At 71.5% G+C, this 18,338-nt stretch carries 16 protein-coding genes; 11 read left to right on the top strand and 5 right to left on the bottom strand.

The window, feature by feature from the left end; all coding sequences use genetic code 11:
- The first annotated feature begins 163 nt into the window (after positions 1 to 163).
- From fdnG to QJR14_07135, 4 genes are read left to right on the top strand one after another with little or no spacing between them, the layout of a single operon-like run.
- Positions 164 to 3,166: a formate dehydrogenase-N subunit alpha gene (gene fdnG / locus QJR14_07150; GenBank protein MDI3317375.1), complete on the top strand. Its 3,003-nt coding sequence runs from the start codon at positions 164 to 166 to the stop codon at positions 3,164 to 3,166.
- Between the two features lie 4 nt (positions 3,167 to 3,170).
- Complete coding sequence (locus QJR14_07145; GenBank protein MDI3317374.1) at positions 3,171 to 3,902, top strand: formate dehydrogenase accessory protein FdhE; 732 nt, start codon at positions 3,171 to 3,173, stop codon at positions 3,900 to 3,902.
- A gap of 3 nt (positions 3,903 to 3,905) precedes the next feature.
- Positions 3,906 to 4,766: a 4Fe-4S dicluster domain-containing protein gene (locus QJR14_07140; GenBank protein MDI3317373.1), complete on the top strand. Its 861-nt coding sequence runs from the start codon at positions 3,906 to 3,908 to the stop codon at positions 4,764 to 4,766.
- On the top strand, positions 4,744 to 5,427 hold the full coding sequence (locus tag QJR14_07135) for a cytochrome b/b6 domain-containing protein (GenBank protein MDI3317372.1): 684 nt from the start codon (positions 4,744 to 4,746) through the stop codon (positions 5,425 to 5,427). The genes QJR14_07140 and QJR14_07135 overlap by 23 nt, the downstream gene beginning before the upstream one ends.
- A gap of 113 nt (positions 5,428 to 5,540) precedes the next feature.
- Here the strand turns inward: QJR14_07135 and QJR14_07130 are convergent, their stop codons facing one another.
- Positions 5,541 to 5,951, bottom strand: a complete 411-nt coding sequence (locus QJR14_07130; protein ID MDI3317371.1) for a hypothetical protein — start codon at positions 5,949 to 5,951, stop codon at positions 5,541 to 5,543.
- Between the two features lie 201 nt (positions 5,952 to 6,152).
- Here QJR14_07130 and QJR14_07125 point away from each other — a divergent pair, with 201 nt between their 5' ends.
- Both QJR14_07125 and QJR14_07120 read left to right on the top strand, forming a co-directional pair.
- The gene (locus QJR14_07125; GenBank protein MDI3317370.1) at positions 6,153 to 6,737 is read left to right on the top strand and encodes a DUF981 domain-containing protein; all 585 of its coding nucleotides are present in this window, start codon (positions 6,153 to 6,155) and stop codon (positions 6,735 to 6,737) included.
- Positions 6,738 to 6,854: 117 nt separating this feature from the next.
- Positions 6,855 to 8,174 (top strand): MFS transporter, encoded by a 1,320-nt coding sequence (locus tag QJR14_07120; GenBank protein ID MDI3317369.1) that lies wholly within the window; start codon positions 6,855 to 6,857, stop codon positions 8,172 to 8,174.
- A 51-nt stretch (positions 8,175 to 8,225) separates the two neighbouring features.
- Here the strand turns inward: QJR14_07120 and QJR14_07115 are convergent, their stop codons facing one another.
- A complete protein-coding gene (locus QJR14_07115; protein MDI3317368.1) occupies positions 8,226 to 9,119 on the bottom strand; it encodes a glycosidase in 894 nt (297 codons plus the stop codon).
- 137 nt (positions 9,120 to 9,256) lie between these two features.
- Between QJR14_07115 and QJR14_07110 the strand changes: the two genes are divergently transcribed.
- Positions 9,257 to 9,733 carry a carboxymuconolactone decarboxylase family protein gene (locus QJR14_07110; GenBank protein ID MDI3317367.1) on the top strand — a complete coding sequence of 159 codons (477 nt, stop codon included), beginning with the start codon at positions 9,257 to 9,259 and terminating at the stop codon, positions 9,731 to 9,733.
- Positions 9,734 to 9,752: 19 nt separating this feature from the next.
- Here the strand turns inward: QJR14_07110 and QJR14_07105 are convergent, their stop codons facing one another.
- Positions 9,753 to 9,968: a DUF2905 domain-containing protein gene (locus QJR14_07105; GenBank protein ID MDI3317366.1), complete on the bottom strand. Its 216-nt coding sequence runs from the start codon at positions 9,966 to 9,968 to the stop codon at positions 9,753 to 9,755.
- A gap of 217 nt (positions 9,969 to 10,185) precedes the next feature.
- On the opposite strand from QJR14_07105, the gene leuS reads away from it, so the two are divergent.
- The 3 genes from leuS to QJR14_07090 all read left to right on the top strand — a co-directional run bounded on the left by leuS (position 10,186) and on the right by QJR14_07090 (position 14,201).
- Positions 10,186 to 12,660: a leucine--tRNA ligase gene (leuS, locus tag QJR14_07100; protein MDI3317365.1), complete on the top strand. Its 2,475-nt coding sequence runs from the start codon at positions 10,186 to 10,188 to the stop codon at positions 12,658 to 12,660.
- 66 nt (positions 12,661 to 12,726) lie between these two features.
- Positions 12,727 to 13,725 carry a tryptophan--tRNA ligase gene (trpS, locus tag QJR14_07095; protein ID MDI3317364.1) on the top strand — a complete coding sequence of 333 codons (999 nt, stop codon included), beginning with the start codon at positions 12,727 to 12,729 and terminating at the stop codon, positions 13,723 to 13,725.
- Positions 13,710 to 14,201, top strand: coding sequence for a DUF4149 domain-containing protein (locus QJR14_07090; protein MDI3317363.1), 492 nt, complete (start codon positions 13,710 to 13,712; stop codon positions 14,199 to 14,201). The genes trpS and QJR14_07090 overlap by 16 nt, the downstream gene beginning before the upstream one ends.
- 25 nt (positions 14,202 to 14,226) lie before the next feature.
- Here the strand turns inward: QJR14_07090 and QJR14_07085 are convergent, their stop codons facing one another.
- Positions 14,227 to 15,024 carry a flagellar motor protein MotB gene (locus QJR14_07085; GenBank protein MDI3317362.1) on the bottom strand — a complete coding sequence of 266 codons (798 nt, stop codon included), beginning with the start codon at positions 15,022 to 15,024 and terminating at the stop codon, positions 14,227 to 14,229.
- Entirely contained in the window at positions 15,017 to 15,820 is an 804-nt protein-coding gene (locus QJR14_07080; GenBank protein ID MDI3317361.1) for a flagellar motor protein, read from the bottom strand. Before QJR14_07080 ends, QJR14_07085 begins: the two co-directional genes overlap by 8 nt.
- Positions 15,821 to 16,029: 209 nt before the next feature.
- On the opposite strand from QJR14_07080, the gene QJR14_07075 reads away from it, so the two are divergent.
- Positions 16,030 to 18,306, top strand: coding sequence for a hypothetical protein (locus QJR14_07075; GenBank protein MDI3317360.1), 2,277 nt, complete (start codon positions 16,030 to 16,032; stop codon positions 18,304 to 18,306).
- The last annotated feature ends 32 nt before the right edge of the window (positions 18,307 to 18,338 follow it).

Genomic DNA, 18,338 nt, shown 5'->3' with positions numbered 1-18,338 from the left:
CGCGTTTTATAAAGCACAACTTTCTGTTGGACTCCGGCGGCGGTGGTGGGAGGGGGGGGAGCCGCCGCATCAGCCCGCGGTGGGGGAAGCGCAAGGAGCGACTGCAGTCCCCTGCGCGCCGGCGACGGCGCAGGGCACGAAAGTGGAAAGGAGCGATCGCAGCTTGGAGGTTACGCGCAGGCAGTTCCTCAAAGGTACCGCAGCCACCGGGGTCGGCCTGGCGCTGGCTCGGCTCGGCTTCGACCCGCGTCCGGTGCGGGCGGCGGCAGCCGGTCTTCGCACCGTCGGGGCGCGGGAGGTCTGGAGCACCTGCACCTACTGCTCGGTGGGCTGCGGGCTGATCGCCTACGTCCGCGACGGGAAGCTGGTCCACATCGAGGGCGATCCCGAGCATCCCAACAACGACGGCGGCCTCTGCAGCAAGGGCTCCTCGCTCTCCGTCATCCCCAACTCGCCCCGGCGACTCACCCGGCCGCTCCGGCGGGCCCCCGGCTCCGACCGCTGGGAGCCGATCTCCTGGGAGGAGGCCTTCGACCGGATCGCCCGGAAGATCCAGGACGTCCGCGACCGGTACTGGATCGCCCAGGAGACGCTGGACGGGCAGGTCTACACGGTCCATCGGAACGAGGCCATGGGCTTCTTCGGCACCGCCCTGGTGACCAACGAGGAAGCGTACCTGTGGGTGAAGATGGCGCGGATCCTGGGGGCCGTCTACATCGACCACCAGGCGCGCCTGTGACACTCCCCCACGGTTCCCGGTCTGGGAGCCTCGTTCGGCAGGGGAGCGATGACCAACAACTGGCCGGATCTCGAGCACGCCCGGGTCATCCTGATCGAGGGCTCGAACGCGGCCGAGAACCATCCGCTCTCCATGCACCACATCATGAAGGCCAAGGCCAACGGCGCGGTGGTCATCCACGTCGACCCGCGCTACACGCGCACGTCGACCATCGCCGACCTGCACGCGCAGATCCGGCCCGGGACGGACATCGCCTTCATCGGTGCCATCATCCGCTACGTCCTGGAGAACCGGCTCTACGACGAGGAGTACGTCGCCAACTTCACCAACGCGCGCTTCCTCGTCAACCCGGAGTACGGCTTCGAGGGCGGCCTCTTCGCCGGCTACGACGCCGAGACGCACAAGTACGACCCCAAGAAGTGGGCCTACCGTCTGGGCCCTGACGGGAAGCCGCTGGTCGCGGAGAGCCTGGAGGCGGAGGGGACCGTCTTCTCCAAGCTGAAGGAGCATTTCGACCGCTACGACCCGGCCACGGCGGAGCGGATCACCGGCATCCCGGCCGCCAAGATCGAGGAGATCGCGCGGACGTTCGCCACGCACCGGCCCGGCACGATCCTCTACGCGCTGGGCATCACCCAGCATACGACGGGCGTCCAGAACATCCGCTCCTACGCGATTCTCCAGCTGCTCCTGGGGAACATCGGCGTGCCGGGCGGCGGGGTGAACGCGCTGCGCGGCGAGACCAACGTCCAGGGCGCCACCGACATGGCGGTCGCCTACAACTACCTGCCCGGCTACCTGAAGCCGCCGGCGCCGGCCGACAAGGACCTGAAGGCCTGGTTCGAGCACAACAGCTCCTTCCGGGGCAAGTTCCTGGTCAACCTGCTCAAGGCGTGGTTCGGTCCCAACGCCACCCCGGGGAACGACTTCGGCTACGGCTGGCTGCCCAAGGGGCAGAAGGCCTACTCGAGCTACCACATGTTCGAGGCGGCCCTCAAGGGCGAGCTGAAGTTCCTCTGGATCATGGGGCAGAACCCGGCCGTCTCCAACGCCAACGTGAAGCTGACCCGTCAGGCGCTGGAGAAGATCGAGACGCTGGTGGTCACCGACCTCTTCGAGACCGAGACCGCCTCTTTCTGGAAGCGGCCCGGCGCCGACCCGGCGAAGATCGCGACCGAGGTCATCCTGCTCCCCGCCGCCTCCTTCCTGGAGAAGGAGGGGACGGTGACCAACTCGAGCCGCTGGGTCCAGTGGCGCTACCAGGCCGTCCGGCCGGTGGGCGAGGCGAAGACCGACGCGGAGATCATCGACGCCGTCTTCCGGCGCATCCGCGACCTCTACGCCGGCAGCACCGATCCCAAGGACGAGCCCATCCTCAAGGCCGACTGGAGGTACGACCCGGGCTCGATCTACGACCAGGTGCTGCGCGAGGTCAACGGATACCACGTCGACGGGAGGCTGGTGAAGGGGATCGCCGACCTCCAGGCCGACGGCTCCACCTCCAGCGGCAACTGGATGTACGCCGGCCTCTACGCCGGCGGGGAGAACCTGACCAAACGGCGCGACCGGAGCTACGACCCCGGCGGTCTCCACTACTACCCGCACTGGGCCTGGAGCTGGCCTGGGAACATGCGCGTCCTCTACAACCGCGCCTCCACCCACCCCGACGGGAGCCCCCGCCGGCCGGAGCTGCCCCTGGTCTGGTGGGACGCCGCGGCCGGAAAGTGGGCCGGGAACGACGTCCCCGACGTGACCGCGGCCACCGACGCACCCGGCTCGCCCGGCGGGCGCAAGGCGTTCCGCATGAACGCCGAGGGCGTGGCGCGGTTGATGGCCCCGCCTTACGCCGATCCGGGAGCCAAGGCGGGTGATCCGCCCAGGGACGTCTCCACCGTCCTGGCGGACGGGCCCTTCCCCGAGTTCTACGAACCGGTGGAGAGCCCGGTCGCCAACGCGCTTCACCCGGGGGTCTCGGTCAACCCCGCGGTCCTCTACCCGCGGCTCCGCAGCGGGCAGCCGGTAGGGAGGCCGGACCGCTACCCGGTGGTGCTGACCACCGGCCAGCTGACCGAGCACTGGCTCTCCGGGGGCATCACCCGGAACATCCCGTGGCTGAACGAGATCATGCCCGAACCCTTCGTGGAGATGAGCCTGGAGCTGGCCCGGGAGCTGGGCGTCCGCCCCGGCGACCGGGTGCGGGTCGAGACGGCCCGCGGCCAGGTGGTCATGAAGGCGCTCCCGACGGCCAGGATCCGGCCGCTCCGGGTGAACGGCCGGACGGTGCAGGTGATCTGGATGCCGCCGCACTGGGGGTATGCGGGGCTCGACCAAGGCCCCTCGGCCAACGAGGTGACCATCGATGCCCTCGACCCCAACGCCTCCATCCAGGAGACCAAGGCCTGCCTCTGCCGTGTGGAGAGGGCATGAGGCGATGGAACTGCGAGCGCTCTACGACTGGGTGACGGAAGGGGAGGAGGCGGCGCCGGGGGCGCTCGACCCCGGGCTCGTCCGCGAGCAGCTGGGCCGGGGTCGCCCGCTGATCGAGCTGCTGGAGGCGGAGGCGGACCCCGCCACCTCCCTCCGCCGGGCGCACCTCGTCCAGCGGGCGTCCGAGCGGCTTCCTCTCCAACTCGAACCGGGCTGGGCGGAGGGGCCCGGCTGGCGCTACACGCTGGCCTGGGCCAGCTGGCTGCCGGAGCTGCGCGGGACGGCCCTTGCCCACCGGGACCTGATCCGCGAGCTGTGGCACGAAGCGCGCTGCCCGGTCTGCGGCGGGTTGGCGGCCTGGGCGGTGCTGCGCGAGAGGAAGTGGCACCGGGACCGCTCCCTCCTCTGCGCCAGGTGCGGCGCGGAGTGGCCGTACCCGCGCTTCCGCTGCGCCGCCTGCGGCCACGAGGAGCCGGATTCGCTGGGCGTCCTCGAGGTGGAGGGGGTCGAGGGGTACCGTCTGGACGTCTGCCACCGTTGCCGGACCTACACCAAGGTCCGCCTGGTGGCGGGCGACCAACCGGTGGACGGCGTGCTCGAGGACCTGATGACGCTTCACCTCGACGCCCTGGCCGAACGCGAGGGCTTCCACCGCCAGGGGGTGGGCCTCCTCCCCTGGGAGCCCGCCGGCGGCAGCGATCTGCCGCAGGCCGAGCCGTCGAAAGGAGGGATCTAGCCGGTGGCGGCGCAGGAAGTGGCGATGTTGACCGATGTCTCGCAGTGCATCGGCTGCAAGGCCTGCGAGGTGGCCTGCAAGGAGTGGAACCAGCTCCCCGCGGAGAAGACGAGCTTCCAAGGCAGCTACCAGAGTCATCCTGACCTGACCGCCCACACCTGGACCGTCGTCCGCTTCACCGAGCAGGTGAAGGCGGACGGCCAGGTCCGCTGGCACTTCAACAAGATGAGCTGCATGCACTGCACCGAGGCGGCCTGCGTCCTCGCCTGCCCGGTGGAGGCGCTGCGTCACGACCCGAGCGGCGCCATCCGGCTGGAGACCGACCGCTGCATCGGCTGCGGCTACTGCGAGGAAGCCTGCCCCTTCGGCGCCGTCCACGTCGACCGCCAGAGCTTCGATACCGCCAAGGTGGCCGGCAAGTGCACCTTCTGCTTCGACCGCATCTCCAACGGGCTCGAACCCGCCTGCGTCCACGCCTGCCCCACCGACGCCATCCGTTTCGGCCCGCGGGAGGAGCTGGTCGGCTACGGCCGACAGCGGGTGGACGAACTCCGGAAGGGAGGGCATGCCCAGGCCAACCTCTACGGCGAGAAGGAGCTGGGCGGCCTGCACTACATGTTCGTCCTGACGGAGAAGCCCGAGGTCTACGGCCTGCCCGCCGACCCGCAGGTCTCGCCGACCCAGTCGTTCTGGAAGGGGATCCTGCAGCCCGCGGGGCGCGTCATCCTGGGCGCGGGCGTGGTCGGCGCGCTGGCCCACCTCGTCGTCGCCAGCCGCTCCTTCGGCCAGAGAGAAGCGACCGAGAAGGCTGGACAGCGTGAAAAGGGAGGGGACGGGCGGCATGGACCGGATTCCCAGGTTTAGCGCCTTCCAGCGCGCCTTTCACTGGACGTACGCCGGCGCCTTCCTGGTCCTCCTGGGCACGGGGCTCACCTTCTTCGTGCCCGCCCTGGCGCCCTGGAACGGCCCGGCCACCCGCCTCGTCCACCGCATCGCGGCGCTGGTGCTGATCGCCGCCGGGCTGAGCTACCCGCTCTTCGCCAGGAAGGAGTTCCTGACCGACCTCCACCAGATGTTCCACTGGCCTCCGACGGACCGCCGCTGGATGGTCGCCGGCCCCGCCTTCTACACCACCGCGCGCGGGCACCTGCCGCCGCAGGGACGGTACAACGCCGGCCAGAAGCTGAACCTCTGGATCCAGATGGGTGCCTTCGTCCTCTTCACCGTCACCGGTCTGGTGATGTGGTTCGGCCGCGGCGCGGTCTCGCCCGAGCTCTTCCGCTGGATGGTGATCGGGCATGACGTGGGCCTCATCGCGGCGGGCGGCATGTTCGTCGTTCACTTCTACCTGTCGGTGCTCCACCCGTATACGCGCCGCTCGCTGGAGGCGATGAAGACGGGCTCGGTCAGCCTCGCCTACGCCGCCGAGGAGCACCCGCTCTGGCTGGAGGAGATGGGGATCGGGCCGCGCGCGGCAGGCGACCGGCCAGGTCGGAAGCGAGGGGGACCTGCGGGCCACCGCTGACCCCGTGGCCCGGGCGCATCGCCGCCGGGAAAAGGCGGTGACGGGAGGCCGGTGCCGGCCGGCCTCCCGCGCGCCTTCCGGAGAAAGGCCGCTGCCTGAGCCGCCGGCCAGGCTCAACCGTGGACCAGGCCGGCTCCGATCCAGAAGCCCAGGTAGGTGAGGGCCAGGAGCCCCAGGGTGACCAGCGCCACGGTCTTCCAGGGGTTTCGCGGCGGAACCTGCTCACGGGAATCCGCCTCCTCGTCGGGCTCCGCTTCCTCCTCCGCGGGGGCAGGCCCCGGGGGATCGTAGGCGGCCGCACCACGGAGGACGCGGGGCTCGCCGGCCGCCGGCTCGCCGGCGGCCGCCACCTCGTCCTGGACCGGCAGCAGCGCATCGGCCTGCATGGCCCGGGCGCTCTCCGCGATGCGGTGCGCAAGTCGCCGCTCGGAAGCGCTGGCGGTCTCGCGGGCGATCTGTTCCGCCCAGGTGACCACGTTGCCGAGCATCGTCGCGACAAGAAGCCAGAGGATCCGGGTGGACACGGCGGCGCCTCCCCGTGCTCGCCGGTCGGGCCGGTCAAGCCGGCGACCGCGTTCGCCTCTAGGATAACCGCTCGCCGGACTCCGCCCCCTCGCGTCGGCGCCCCGCGACGAGCGCGGCCCGTGCTGGCGGACATTGGGATACCATGGTAGAAGCGTCTTGACCGCACCGGTCACGGGCGACCCGAGAGGAGGAATCGGAGGGTGTTCATCGACTATGCCGGGGTCATGCTGGTGGGCATGTCGGCGGGGTTTGTCATCCTGGCCCACTATCTCTACAAGAACCCGGGGCCGGACGAGCGCGAACCGTGGGCGGCCGGCTTCTTCGCCGCCGGTCTGGTGGGTCTGGCCACTTCCGTCCCCATGCTGATCAACTGGCCGCTCCCCGGAAGCTACAACATCGCCTTCGGCGAGCCGGCGCTCTTCCTGTCCGCCGCCTTCCTGGCAGCGGCGATCACCCTGGCCATGCGCTGGGAGCCGCTGATCCCGGCGCTCTATGGCTTCTGGGGCGGGATCATGGCGGTGGTCATCGGTCTCCGGATCCTCAACCTGGGCCTGACCCAGCAGCCACTCCTCGCCGGAATCGGCTACCTGGCGGCGGGCCTCGGCGGCATGCTCACCCTGCCCGCCATCCAGTGGCGGCAGCAGCGCGCCTGGGCGCTGAGCGCGGCCGTCCTCTTGGGAATCGCCGCGCTGGTCTTCCTGCTGACCGGCTACCTGGCCTTCTGGAGCCATCTGGCCGACTTCTCCAAGTGGGTGCCGCCGACGATGCAGCCCGGGAAGCCGTAACTTGATATCATTCGTCTGAACGGTTGACAGGACTCCCGCCGGGTCGGAGAATGGGCGCATCGACCCGGCCCATTTCGCACGGCAATCGGCGTTTCCGAGGGGGCGGCTTCGACTCCGATGCGGGAGCTCCTTCAACAGCGCGAATTCGCCCGGCTCCTCGCCGGGCGCGTGGTCACCACGGCCGGCGACTCGTTCTACGCCGTGGCCTCCATGTGGTTGGTCCAGGAGCTCACCCACAGCACCTTCTACACGGGGCTGGCGGGTACCCTGAGCTTCCTGCCCTACCTGCTCCAGATGTTCACGGGGCCGATCGTCGACCGCTGGCCCATCCGCCGCACCCTGGTGGTCACCCAGGGGCTGCAGGGTCTCCTGGTGCTGACCATCCCGCTCCTCGCCCTCGCGGGCCGTCCCCCCGTCTGGGCCGTGCTGGCCCTGATCCCGCTCCTCGCCCTGGTCGGGCAGTTCGGGGAGCCGGCCGAGCAGGCGAGCATGCCCCGCATCCTGGACCGGGAACACCTGGTGAAGGCCAACTCGGCCTTCACCTTCGCCTACCAGGGCACCAACGTGCTCTTCCGCGCGCTGGCCGGCCTGCTCGTGGTGGCGATCGGCGCCCCCTCGCTCTACGCGGTGGACGCGCTCAGCTTCGCCCTGGCCGCCCTGATCTTCTCCCGCCTGAGGGTCCCGCCGGCGCAGCCCGCGGCGGGGGAGGCGGGGGAGGGTCCGGGCCCGGTGCCGGGGCCGGGCGAAGGGGGCTCCCTCCTGCGCAGGTACTTCGACGACCTGAGAGAGGGGCTCCGCCTCGTCCTCGGCTCCGTGGTGGGGCGGATGACGCTGATCTTCGTCCTCTCCAACTTCGCCGTGGCCGCCATGTGGTCGGTCCTGCCGCAACACGCCGCCACCCACGGAGGAGCCGGCGTCTACGGGGCGCTCCTCTCGGCCATGGCCGCGGGGGTCATCCTCGGCGCGCTCCTGGCCCCGCGGCTGGAGGGCTGGCCCCTGGCCACCGCCGTCAGCCTCGTCACCTTCCTCGGAGGGCTCGCCTGGTTGACGGCGGCCTTCACGTTCTCAGCGCCCCTGCTGGTCTTCGCCTTCGGCGTCGGCTGGGTCCCGACCGGGGTGGTCAATGCGCTGGTCATGGGCGGGCTGCAGCGGATCGTGCCCGCCTCGATGATGGGGCGCGTGGCGGCTGCCATCACCAGCCTGGTGTCGCTGGCCATGCCGGTCGGCTCCTTCGTCGGCGGGGTGCTGGGCCAGGTGGAAGGCCCGTCCCTGGTCGTGGCGGGTACCGCCGTCACCGGCCTCCTCCTGGCGCTCTACTGGGTGGGCGATCCGATCCTGCGGAAGCTCCCGGCCACGCGGCAGCTCAACCAGAGCCACCTCCGCCTGCGTACGGGAGGCTCCCAGGGGGCACCCGAGGCCCCGGCGGCCGGCGGCTAGCGGGTCCGGGGGGAGGGGGGGGGACCGCCCCGCGCCCGGCCTTCCGGCGGTTCAGAAACGGGCCTCGGACTTCCTCAGCTCGGCGACGCCGATGCGCGTGTCCGCGGCGCCGTAGTAGACCAGGAAGCGGTCCCCCAGGTCGACCGCGCCGCAGCTGAAGACCACGTCGGGGACGAGCCCCTCGCGCTCCCAGTCGAGCTCCGGCTCCAGGATCGGGTCGGGCAGACGGTCCAGCACGCGAAACGGGTCCCGGGGATCGAGGAGTGCCGCTCCCAGGCGGTAGGTGTTCCGCTCGTCGACGCCGTGGTAGATGAGGAGCCACCCCTGGTCGGTCCGAAGCGGCTGCGGCCCGATGCCGATGCGGCTCGACTCCCAGCTCCCCGGGCGGGGGCGCAGGATGACGCGGTGATCCTCCCAGCGGTGCAGGTCGCCGGAGACCGCGAGCCAGATGTCCGGCGGGCGCCGGTGGAAGAGGTAGTAGCGGCCGTCCGGGCGGTCGGGGAGAAGCGCCCCGTCTTTGTTGGGCTCCTCCAGCAGAACCCGCCGGCCGCCCCAGTGGACCAGGTCACGGGAGGCAGCCAGCGCGATCCGGTAATCCCCGGGCCCGCGGCCGCCGAAGGCCGTGTAGACCATGTAGTAGCGGTCGTCCATGGGCACCACCCGCGGGTCCTGCACGCCCCGGCGTGCCTGGCCGCCGTCGCCCACCATCACCGGTCTCGGGCGGCGCGCGAAGTGAAGCCCGTCCGTGCTCTCCGCGTACCCGATGGCGGAGACGTACGGCTCCCCCTCGGCCCGGAACGGGCGGTCGCTCCCCCGGTACAGGAGGACGACGCGCCCCTTCCTGACGACGGCTCCGGGGTTGAAGACCGCCGCCGCCTCCCAGCGATGGGCCGGGTCGGGTTCCAGGATCGGACGCTCGCTCAGCCGGCGGAGTCGGAAGGCCATGGCGGGAAGTAGCCTCTCCGGCCGCGGCCGCCCTTAGACGGAGCGCCCCGTGACCGCCGTCACGGCACGCCGGCGCGGGAGCGCTAGGATGGCCGCTGGGCGCCCGCCGGGCGCCGGCAAGCAGGGAGGTGGAGTACGTGGAACCGCGGATCGACTACCGCAGCCTGGCGCCGGAGGCGGCCGAGGCGCTGCGCGGCCTCAACGCCTACGTCCGTCGCAGCGGGCTTCTGGAGCCCTCGCTGGTCCGCCTGGTGGAGGTACGTGCCTCGCAGATCAACGGCTGTGCCTTCTGCCTGGACATGCACACGCAGGAGGCGCGCCTGGCGGGGGAGGGCGAGCAGCGTCTCTACGCGCTGGCCGCCTGGCGCGAGGCGCCTTTCTACACGCCGCGCGAACGGGCGGCGCTGGCCTGGACCGAGGCGGTGACGCGCCTGGAGGACGGCCACGTCCCCGACGAGGTCTACCAGGAGGCGCGGCGCCACTTCAGCGAGCGGGAGCTGGTCGACCTGACGCTGGCGGTGGTGGCCATCAACGGCTGGAACCGGCTCAACGTCGCCTTCCGGACGCCGGCCGGCACCTGGCGCCCGCCGCAGGGCGGCGCCGCGCCCTCCTGACCGGCCGCCGCCGCGGGCCCTAGCGCCGGCCCAGGAAGAGGTTGAGCAGCAGGGTGAGCACCAGGCTGAGCAGGAGCGAGGAGGCCAGCGGGGCATAGAGCGTGAAGGAGCCGTGCTGCCAGACGAAGTCCCCGGGCAGCCGCCCCAGATGCAGCCAGCGGCCGCCCAGGTAGAAGAGCGCGCCCACCGCCAGCAGCAGGGCGCCGAAGAGCATCAGCCAGCGCCCGATCTCCATCTCTCTCCCCTCCCGGAGCGGCTCCCGGCGCGTGCCGCCGCGCCGGCCGGCGCCGTCTCCAGCGCCTATTCTAGCGGCAGGCTGGCGGCGAATTGACAGCGCGGCGCCGGAATCGCTAGAATTCGAGCCAAATCATGCCGACTGCGGCGCGGCCGAAGCCCGTCCCGGGGTGGGAGACGGGCTTCACCTTTCGAAGATCGGAGACGGGGGGACGAGCGTGCCCGACTACGATTTCCGGGGTATCGAGGAGAAGTGGTCGCGGCGCTGGGAGGAAGAAGGGATCTACCGGAGCCGGATCGATCCCGGGCGGCCCAAGTTCTATGCGCTGACCATGCTTCCTTATCCCAGCGGCGACCTGCACATCGGGCACTGGTACGCCATGACGCCCTCGGATGCCCGCGCGCGCTTCCTGCGCATGCGGGGCTACAACGTCCTCTTCCCCATGGGCTTCGACGCCTTCGGCCTCCCGGCCGAGAACGCCGCCATCAAGCGGGGCGTCCACCCGCGCATCTGGACCTACCGGAACATCGAGCGGATGCGCGGCCAGCTGCGCTCCATGGGCGCCATGTTCGACTGGAGCCGCGAGGTGGTCACCTGCGAACCCGAGTACTACCGGTGGAACCAGTGGTTCTTCCTGCGCATGCTGGAGCGCGGCTTGGCCTACCGGAAGATGGCGCCGGTCGACTGGTGCCCCAGCTGCAACACCACGCTCGCCCGCGAGCAGGTGGTGGGGGAGGATCGCCGCTGCGAGCGCTGCGGCACGCCGGTGATCCGGCGCGATCTCGAGCAGTGGTTCTTCCGCATCACCGCCTACGCCGACGAGCTCCTCGACTTCTCCAAGATCGACTGGCCGGAACCCATCGTCACCATGCAGCGGAACTGGATCGGCCGCTCCGAGGGCGTCGAGTTCGAGTGGCAGGTGGCCGGGCGGCCCGACCTCCGCTTCCGGACCTTCACCACCCGCATCGACACCCTCTTCGGGGCCTCCTTCTGCGTGCTGGCACCCGAGCACCCGCTGGTCGACGAGATCGTCACCCCCGACCGCCGCGAGGAAGTGGAGCGTTACCGCTACAAGAGCTCGCGCGAGAGCGAGATCGAGCGGCTCTCCACCGAGCACGTGCGCGACGGTGCCTTCACCGGCGCCTACGCCGTCCACCCGTTCACGGGCGAGCCCGTCCCGATCTGGATCGCCGACTACGTCCTCCTCTCCTACGGCACCGGCGCCATCATGGGCGTGCCCGCGCACGACGAGCGCGACTTCGATTTCGCCCGCCGCTACGGCCTGCGCGTCCCGGTGGTGATCGCCCCGCCGGGGTGGGACGGCCGGCCGCTGGAGGAGGCGTATACGGGACCGGGCCGCATGGTCGACTCGGGCGAGTTCACGGGGCTCCCCAACGACGAGGGCTGGCAGCGCCTGGCCGACGCGGTGGAGGCGCGGGGGATCGGGCGGCGGACCGTCCATTACCGCATGCGCGACTGGCTGATCAGCCGGCAGAGGTACTGGGGGACGCCCATCCCCGTCGTCTACTGCGACCGCTGCGGGACGGTGCCCGTCCCGGACGACCGGCTGCCGGTGCTGCTCCCCGAGGAGGCGGAGTTCCTGCCCACGGGCGAGTCGCCGCTCAAGCGCGACGAGGCCTTCCTGCACACCGCCTGCCCGCGCTGCGGCGGCCCGGCCCAGCGCGAGACCGACACCATGGACACCTTCGTCGACTCGAGCTGGTACTGGTTCCGCTACCTGAGCCCGCACGAGCAGGACCGCCCCTGGGACCCCGAGGAAGCGGCCTACTGGCTGCCGGTCGACCAGTACACCGGCGGCGCCGAGCACGCGGTGATGCACCTGCTGTACGCCCGCTTCTTCACCAAGGTGCTGCGCGACCTGGGCCTGGTCGACTTCGACGAGCCCTTCCTGCGCCTGAAGAACCAGGGCGTGGTGCTGGGCGAGGACAGCCAGAAGATGTCCAAGTCGCGGGGCAACGTGGTCGCGCCGGACGAGCTCGTGGGGCGCTACGGGACCGACGTGGTCCGCGTCTACCTGATGTTCATGGCGCCCTGGGAGCAAGGCGGGCCCTGGAGCTCGAAGGGGATCGGCGGCGTCCACCGCTTCCTCAACCGTGTCTGGCGTGTCTCGCTGGCGGCACTGGGCGAGGAGCTGGGCGAGCTGGGGCTCTCCGAGGCGGAGGAGGCGGGCGAGCCGCTCCGGGAGCGGGATCTCTACCGGGCGACGCACCGGACCGTCCAGAAGGTGACCGGCGACCTGGAGCGCTTCGACTTCAACACCGCGGTCGCCGCGCTGATGGAGCTGACCAACCTGCTGATGCGCGCGGCGCAGCAGGGGCTGGCGCAGAGCCCCGTCTACCGCCAGGCGGTGGAGAGGCTCCTGCTCTGCCTGGCGCCGATGGCGCCCTTCCTGAGCGAGGAGCTCTGGCACCGGCTGGGACACCAGCGCTCCATCCACCTGGAGAGCTGGCCCGAGGTCGACCCGGCCGCGCTCGCCGACGAGGAGGTCGTCGTGGTCATCCAGGTCAACGGTCGCGTCCGCGACCGGATCTCGGTGCCTCGCGGCCTCTCCGAGGAAGAGCTGGGCCGCCGCGCCCTGGAGTCGGTCCGCGACCGGCCTTACGTCGCCGGGAAGCCGGTGCGTCGTCTGATCACCGTGCCCGATAAGCTGGTCAACGTGGTCGTGGGCTGAGCGACGGAGGCGGCTTCGCGCCGCCTCGTCGCGACCGCCCGCGTCCCACCGCAGGGGGGCAGGAGCGTGAAGCGATCTTTCTCGGGCGTCCAGCCGTCGGGAAACATCCACATCGGCAACTACCTGGGCGCCTTCCGCCAGTTCGTCCAACTGCAGGACAGCTACGAGGGCATCTACTGCGTCGTCGACCTCCACGCCCTCACGGTTCCACAGGATCCCGTCGAACTCCGCGCCCAGATCCGCGAGGTGGCCGCCTTCTACCTGGCGGTCGGGCTGGACCCCTCGCGCTCCACGCTCTTCGTGCAGTCGGATGTCCCCGCGCACACGGAGCTGGGCTGGATCCTCAACTGCTTCACCACCTTCGGCGAGCTGAACCGGATGACGCAGTTCAAGGACAAGTCCCGCAAGACGGGGCAGGAGTCGGTCTCCGCCGGCCTCTTCGCCTACCCGGTGCTGATGGCGGCGGACATCCTCCTCTACCAGGCCGACGTGGTGCCGGTGGGGGAGGACCAGAAGCAACACGTGGAGCTCACCCGGGACCTGGCCCAGCGGATCAACCGCCGCTTCGGCCCGCTCTTCCGCGTGCCCGAGCCGCTCATCCCGCCCCAGGGGGCGCGCGTCATGTCGCTGGACGACCCCGAGACCAAGATGTCCAAGAGCTCGGAGACGCCCGCCAGCTACATCAGCTTCACCGACAGCCCCGACGTCGTCCGGAAGAAGATCGCCCGCGCGGTCACCGACTCGGGCCGCGAGGTGGCGTACGACCCGGAGAGGAAGCCTGCCATCTCCAACCTGCTCACCATCTTCTCGGGCGTCACCGGCCGCCCGGTGAAGGATCTCGAGGAGGAGTACCGCGACGCCGGCTACGCCCGCTTCAAGGCCGACCTGGCCGAGGCGGTGGTGGCGGGGATGGCGCCGATCCAGCGGCGGCTGGCCGAGATGGAGGCGGAGCCGGGCTACCTCGAGCAGGTGCTCCGCCAGGGCGCCGAGCGCGCTGCCGCCATCGCGGAGACGACCGTCCGTCGTGTCAAGGAGGCGGTCGGCGTAGGATGGGGCCGGGGCTGAGGCGGGGAGGAGAACGCGAAGGCTTCCGGGAGGAGGAGTGGCGGGTGCGCACGCTGGCGGCCTTTCTCTATTTCGGCTCCATCGGTGTCTGGCTGGGTTCCCTGCTCTTCTTCAGCTTCACCGCGGCACCCGCCATCTTCCGGGTCCTCGGGACCGAGGGCGGGGGAAGGGTGGTCGGCGCCATCTTTCCCACCTACTACCTGCACAGCGCGCTGACCGCCGTGATCGCGCTGGCCGTCCTCTTCGTCGCCCCGCGCTGGCCCGCTGTCGGCCAGAGCCCGGCCAGCTCGCCCGGAACGGCCGCGGTCGCCCTGGCGGCGGCGCTCCTGGTCGTCCTCGTCGCCTGGTGGGTGGTGGAGCCCCGCGTCCACGCGGCGGCCGGCACGCCCGCCTTCGGCGCGCTCCACGGCCTGAGCATGGGCCTCAACCTGCTGGTCCTGGTCGCCCTGGTGGTGGCGCTCTGGTTCTCCGTCTGAGATCTGCTCCCCGTTCTCCGGGCCGTCATGGACCTTCGCCGCCCGCCGCGGGCGTCTTCTCCGGCGGCCAGATGCGCTGGGGAGGCGTGTCGGTGGCGGTCTGGCGGAGGACGACGATGTCGACACGACGGTTGAGCGCCATGTGGGCCGGATCCGAGTCGGGTACCAGCGGGTGGTACTCGCCGTAGGCGACGCCGCTCAGCCGGCGGGGGTCGATCCCCTGCGACTGGAGGTAACGGATGACGGTGGTCGCGCGGTAGGCGGAGAGCTCCCAGTTGCTGGGAAAGAGGCCGGTGTTGATCGGGCGGCTGTCGGCGAAGCCGTGGACCTCGACGGGGTTGGGCAGCGGGCGGAGCGCCGCCCCGATGGAGTCCAGGACGGGCAGGGCGGCAGGCTTCAGGTCGGCGCTGCCGGTGTCGAAGAAGACCGACTCGCCCAGGCTGATCTCAAGCTCGTGGCCGGTCAGCACCACCTGCACCCGGTCGCCCAGGCCCCGCTGGCGCAGCGCGGCCGCCACCCGCTCGCCGATGGCGCGGAGGTCGCCGCCTTCCTGGGTCTCGCCGCGGTGGGGGACCGGGCGGAGGATGTCCTGGCCCTGGGTGGTGGCGCCCGGCACCACGATGGCGGAGCTGCCGCCCCCGTTCAGGAGGGAGCGGAGCGTCTGGGCCAGCTGCTGGTACTTGGCCTGGTCGAGCTGGGACATGGAGTAGAGCACGATGAAGAAGGCCAGGAGCAGGGTGATCATGTCGGCGTAGGTGAGGAGCCAGCGCATCATGCCGGCGGCTTCGGACTTCTGCTGCGCCGGCGCCTGCCGTCTACGCATGCTGCTCACGCGCCTGGGTCGCCGCCGCCGGATGCTCGCCGCCCTGCTCCAGCGGGATCCCGCTCAGGGTGGCCAGCTTCTCGCGGACGACGTTGGGGCTCTCCCCGTTGGCTACGGAGAGGACGCCCTCCAGGATCACCCGGCGCCACTCCGACTGGCTCCGGGCCCGCGCGTGGATGCGCGAACCCAGGGGCAGCCAGAAGACGTTGGCCAGGAAGATGCCGTAGAAGGTGGCCATGAAGGCGACGGCGATGGACGGCCCGATGCGCGAGGTGTCGGAGAGGTTGCCCAGCACGTGGACCAGCCCCAGCACGGTGCCGATGATCCCCATGGTGGGGGAGTAGCCGCCGGCCGCCTCCCAGACGGCCGCCGCCCTCTCCCAGCGGCTCAGCTCCGCCTCGGCCTCCGCCTCCAGCATCTCCCGCACCAGTTCCGGCTCGCTCCCGTCCACCACCATCTGGAGGCCCCGCGCCAGGAAGGGATCCCCCGCCCCCGCCAGATCGTCCTCGATGGCGAGCAGCCCCTCGCGGCGAGCCTTCTGCGCCAGCGCCACCAGCTGCTCGAGAAGGCCGCGGCGGTCGCCTGGCTCGGCGTGGATGGCGAGGGAGAGGCTCCGGGGTATGGCCGCCAGATCCTCGCGGCGCGAGCTGACCACGGTGGCACCGATGGTGCCGCCCAACACCAGGAGCAGGGCCGAAGGGTTGAGGAGCGCGGCCAGGTGGGCGCCTTCCATGAGCTGCGATCCGAGGATGGCGCCTACGGCGATGAGAAGTCCGAGCGGAAGTGCAAGATCCAACCAAGCCACCCCTCCGAGCTTCCCATCGGACGCTGGATGTCCGCCTTGACCCGGACGCCCGGCTGGAACTCCATGCTACAATCGGTCCGTTGCGCCCCGATCCCGGATGCGAAGGGAGTGGGAGTGAGACGCGGCAGCGCTCGGCGAGGCGGTGGTCCGATCCGGCCACCGGCTTCCTTCTCCTCCTCCTCGTGCCTCTTCTGGCTGGCATGCTCGTCCCGGTCCTGCCCCGGCCGGCAGAGGCGGCCGGCTCCCCGGTCGCCGCCCCCCCGGCGGACCCGGGGGCACGCGCCGTCCTGGTGCTGCTCCCCTACGTGGACTGGCCGGACATGGCCTGGAGCCGGCTTCCCGCGCTCCGGCGGATGGAACAGGAGGGCGCCGTCGGGCTGGTCAACGTGCTGGTGCCGGTGCGCAACTCCCCCTCCGCGGCGGCGCTGGCGCTGGGGAGCTCCGGCATCCAGCCGACCCCTTCCGGCCTGGGGGACGCCTACCAGCGGGACGAGCGGCTGGCACCCGGCCAGCTCTCCGCCGGCGCACCGGCGGAGGATGCCTACCTCTGGCGCTACGGCCGGAGGCCGCCGGCCGGTGCCGCCATCCTCGTCCTGGGGATGGGCCCGCTGCTGAACGAGGAGGCCTCGACCGCCGGCGTGCCGCAGGTGAGGCCGCCGTTCGGCTTCCTGGGGGAGACGCTGCACCGCGCCGGCCGGCTGACGGCCGCCCTGGGCAACTCCGACGCCGCGGGCGTGCCGGACCGCTTCGCCGCCCTGGTGGCGATGGACAGGCGGTGGACGGTGGACGCTGGGCGGGTCGACGAGGGGCTCCTGGTCTCCGACCCTTCCTTCCCCGGGGGCGTCCGGACCGATCCGGGCCGGCTTCTGGCCGCCTACGACCGCCTCCCGAGCCGCACCGGCCTGGTGGTGGTCGACCCGGGTGACATGGCGCGGGTGGAGGCGGAGGCGCCGATGATGACGCCCGCCGCCCTGAAGAACGCGCGCCTGCGGGCGCTGGAGGAGGCGGACCGGCTGGTGGCCGGGCTGATGCGGCGGCTCGACCCCCGGCGGGACCTGCTGGTGGTGATGAGCCTGGCACCGAGCCCGCAGGCCGCCCAGCAGGACGCCTACCTGGTCCCCATCCTGGCCTGGGGGAAGGGGATCGCTCCCCGGACGCTCCTCACCTCCCCCACCACGCGGCAGCCGGGCGTGGTGGAGATCACCGACGTGGCGCCCACGCTGCTCGAGGCGCTGGGCGTCGCGGTGCCGGCGGACGAGCCCGCGGTCACCGGCCGGGCCATGGGCACGGTGGCGTCCCGCCAGCCGCTGGCGACGGTGGCCGGCGTCTACCAGTCCGCCCTCACCAACGCCGCTCGCCGGCCCTCGCTCCTCTACTTCTTCGTGATCAGCGGCATCGTCCTCTTCTTCGCCTCGGCGGCCGCGCTGGTGGCCATCCGGCTCAGCCTGGCCCGCACGGCGAGGCGGATCCGGAGCACCGTGCGGGCGGCGCTGGTCGTCTTCAGCGCCTCGCCCCTGGCGCTCCTGCTCCTCGCCTTCTTCCCGCAGCTGGCCCCGGCGCCGTCCATGCTCCTCTTCCTGGTCATGCTGGGTGCCATCGGCGGCCTGGCCCTGCTGCTGCCGGCCCCGCGCGGGAGGCGGCTCCTGGCACCGCTCTTCTGGATCGACCTGGCCACCGTCCTCTTCGTCCTGGGCGACCTCCTCCTGGGCTCCTGGGCCGACGCCAACTCGCCCCTGGGCTACAGCGCCCTCTACGCGGCCCGCTTCTACGGCCTGGGGAACGAGTACGGCGGCGTCCTGATCGGCGCCAGCCTGATGGGCATCACCGGCCTCGTCGACCTGCTGGGCAACCACCGCGGCTGGCGCCTGGCGGCGGTCCTCGCCTTCGCCTTCATCGCCCTGGTCCTCCTGGACCCGGAGCTGACGGCCAACTTCGGCATCGCCCTGGCGGCGCTGGTGGGCTACTTCGTGGCAGCGGTCCGGCTGGGCGGGCGCCGGCTGGGCTGGCGGGAGGCCGGGCTGGCGGTGCTCTTCCTGGCGATCGCGACGGCCGGGATGGTGGGCGTCGACCTGCTCTCCGGCCATGCCTCGCACATCGGGCGCGCCTTCGGCGAGGCGGCCCGGGGGGGCGGCGGCCTGCTCAACCTGCTCGACATCGCGCTCCGCAAGCTGGGCATGAACTGGAAGCTGATCCGGCTGACCAACTGGAGCTGGCTCTTCCTGGCCGCCCTCTTCCTCTATCTCCTGGCGGCGCTCCGCCCGGGAGGATTCGGGGAGGCCTTCGAGAAGCGCCATCCAGCGCTGGTGGCCGGTTTCGCCGGCGCGGCGCTGGGCAGCGTGGCGGCGCTGCTCTTCAACGACTCGGGCATCGTGGCGGCCGCCACCGCCATGGTCTACGTCTCGCCGCCCGCCATCGTGCTCGCGGCCTACCGCGACGGGGGCGAGGAGGCGCCGGGGGAAGTCCACGCGGAGGCGTGACCGCCTGCCGCAACTCAACGGGGGGAGCCGAG

The sequence above is a fragment of the Bacillota bacterium genome, from assembly GCA_029961055.1.
GTDB lineage: Bacteria > Bacillota > Sulfobacillia > JAIMAT01 > JAIMAT01 > JAIMAT01.
The sequence above is the reverse complement of the archived record's forward strand: the minus strand, read 5'-3'. Positions and strand labels throughout refer to the sequence as shown.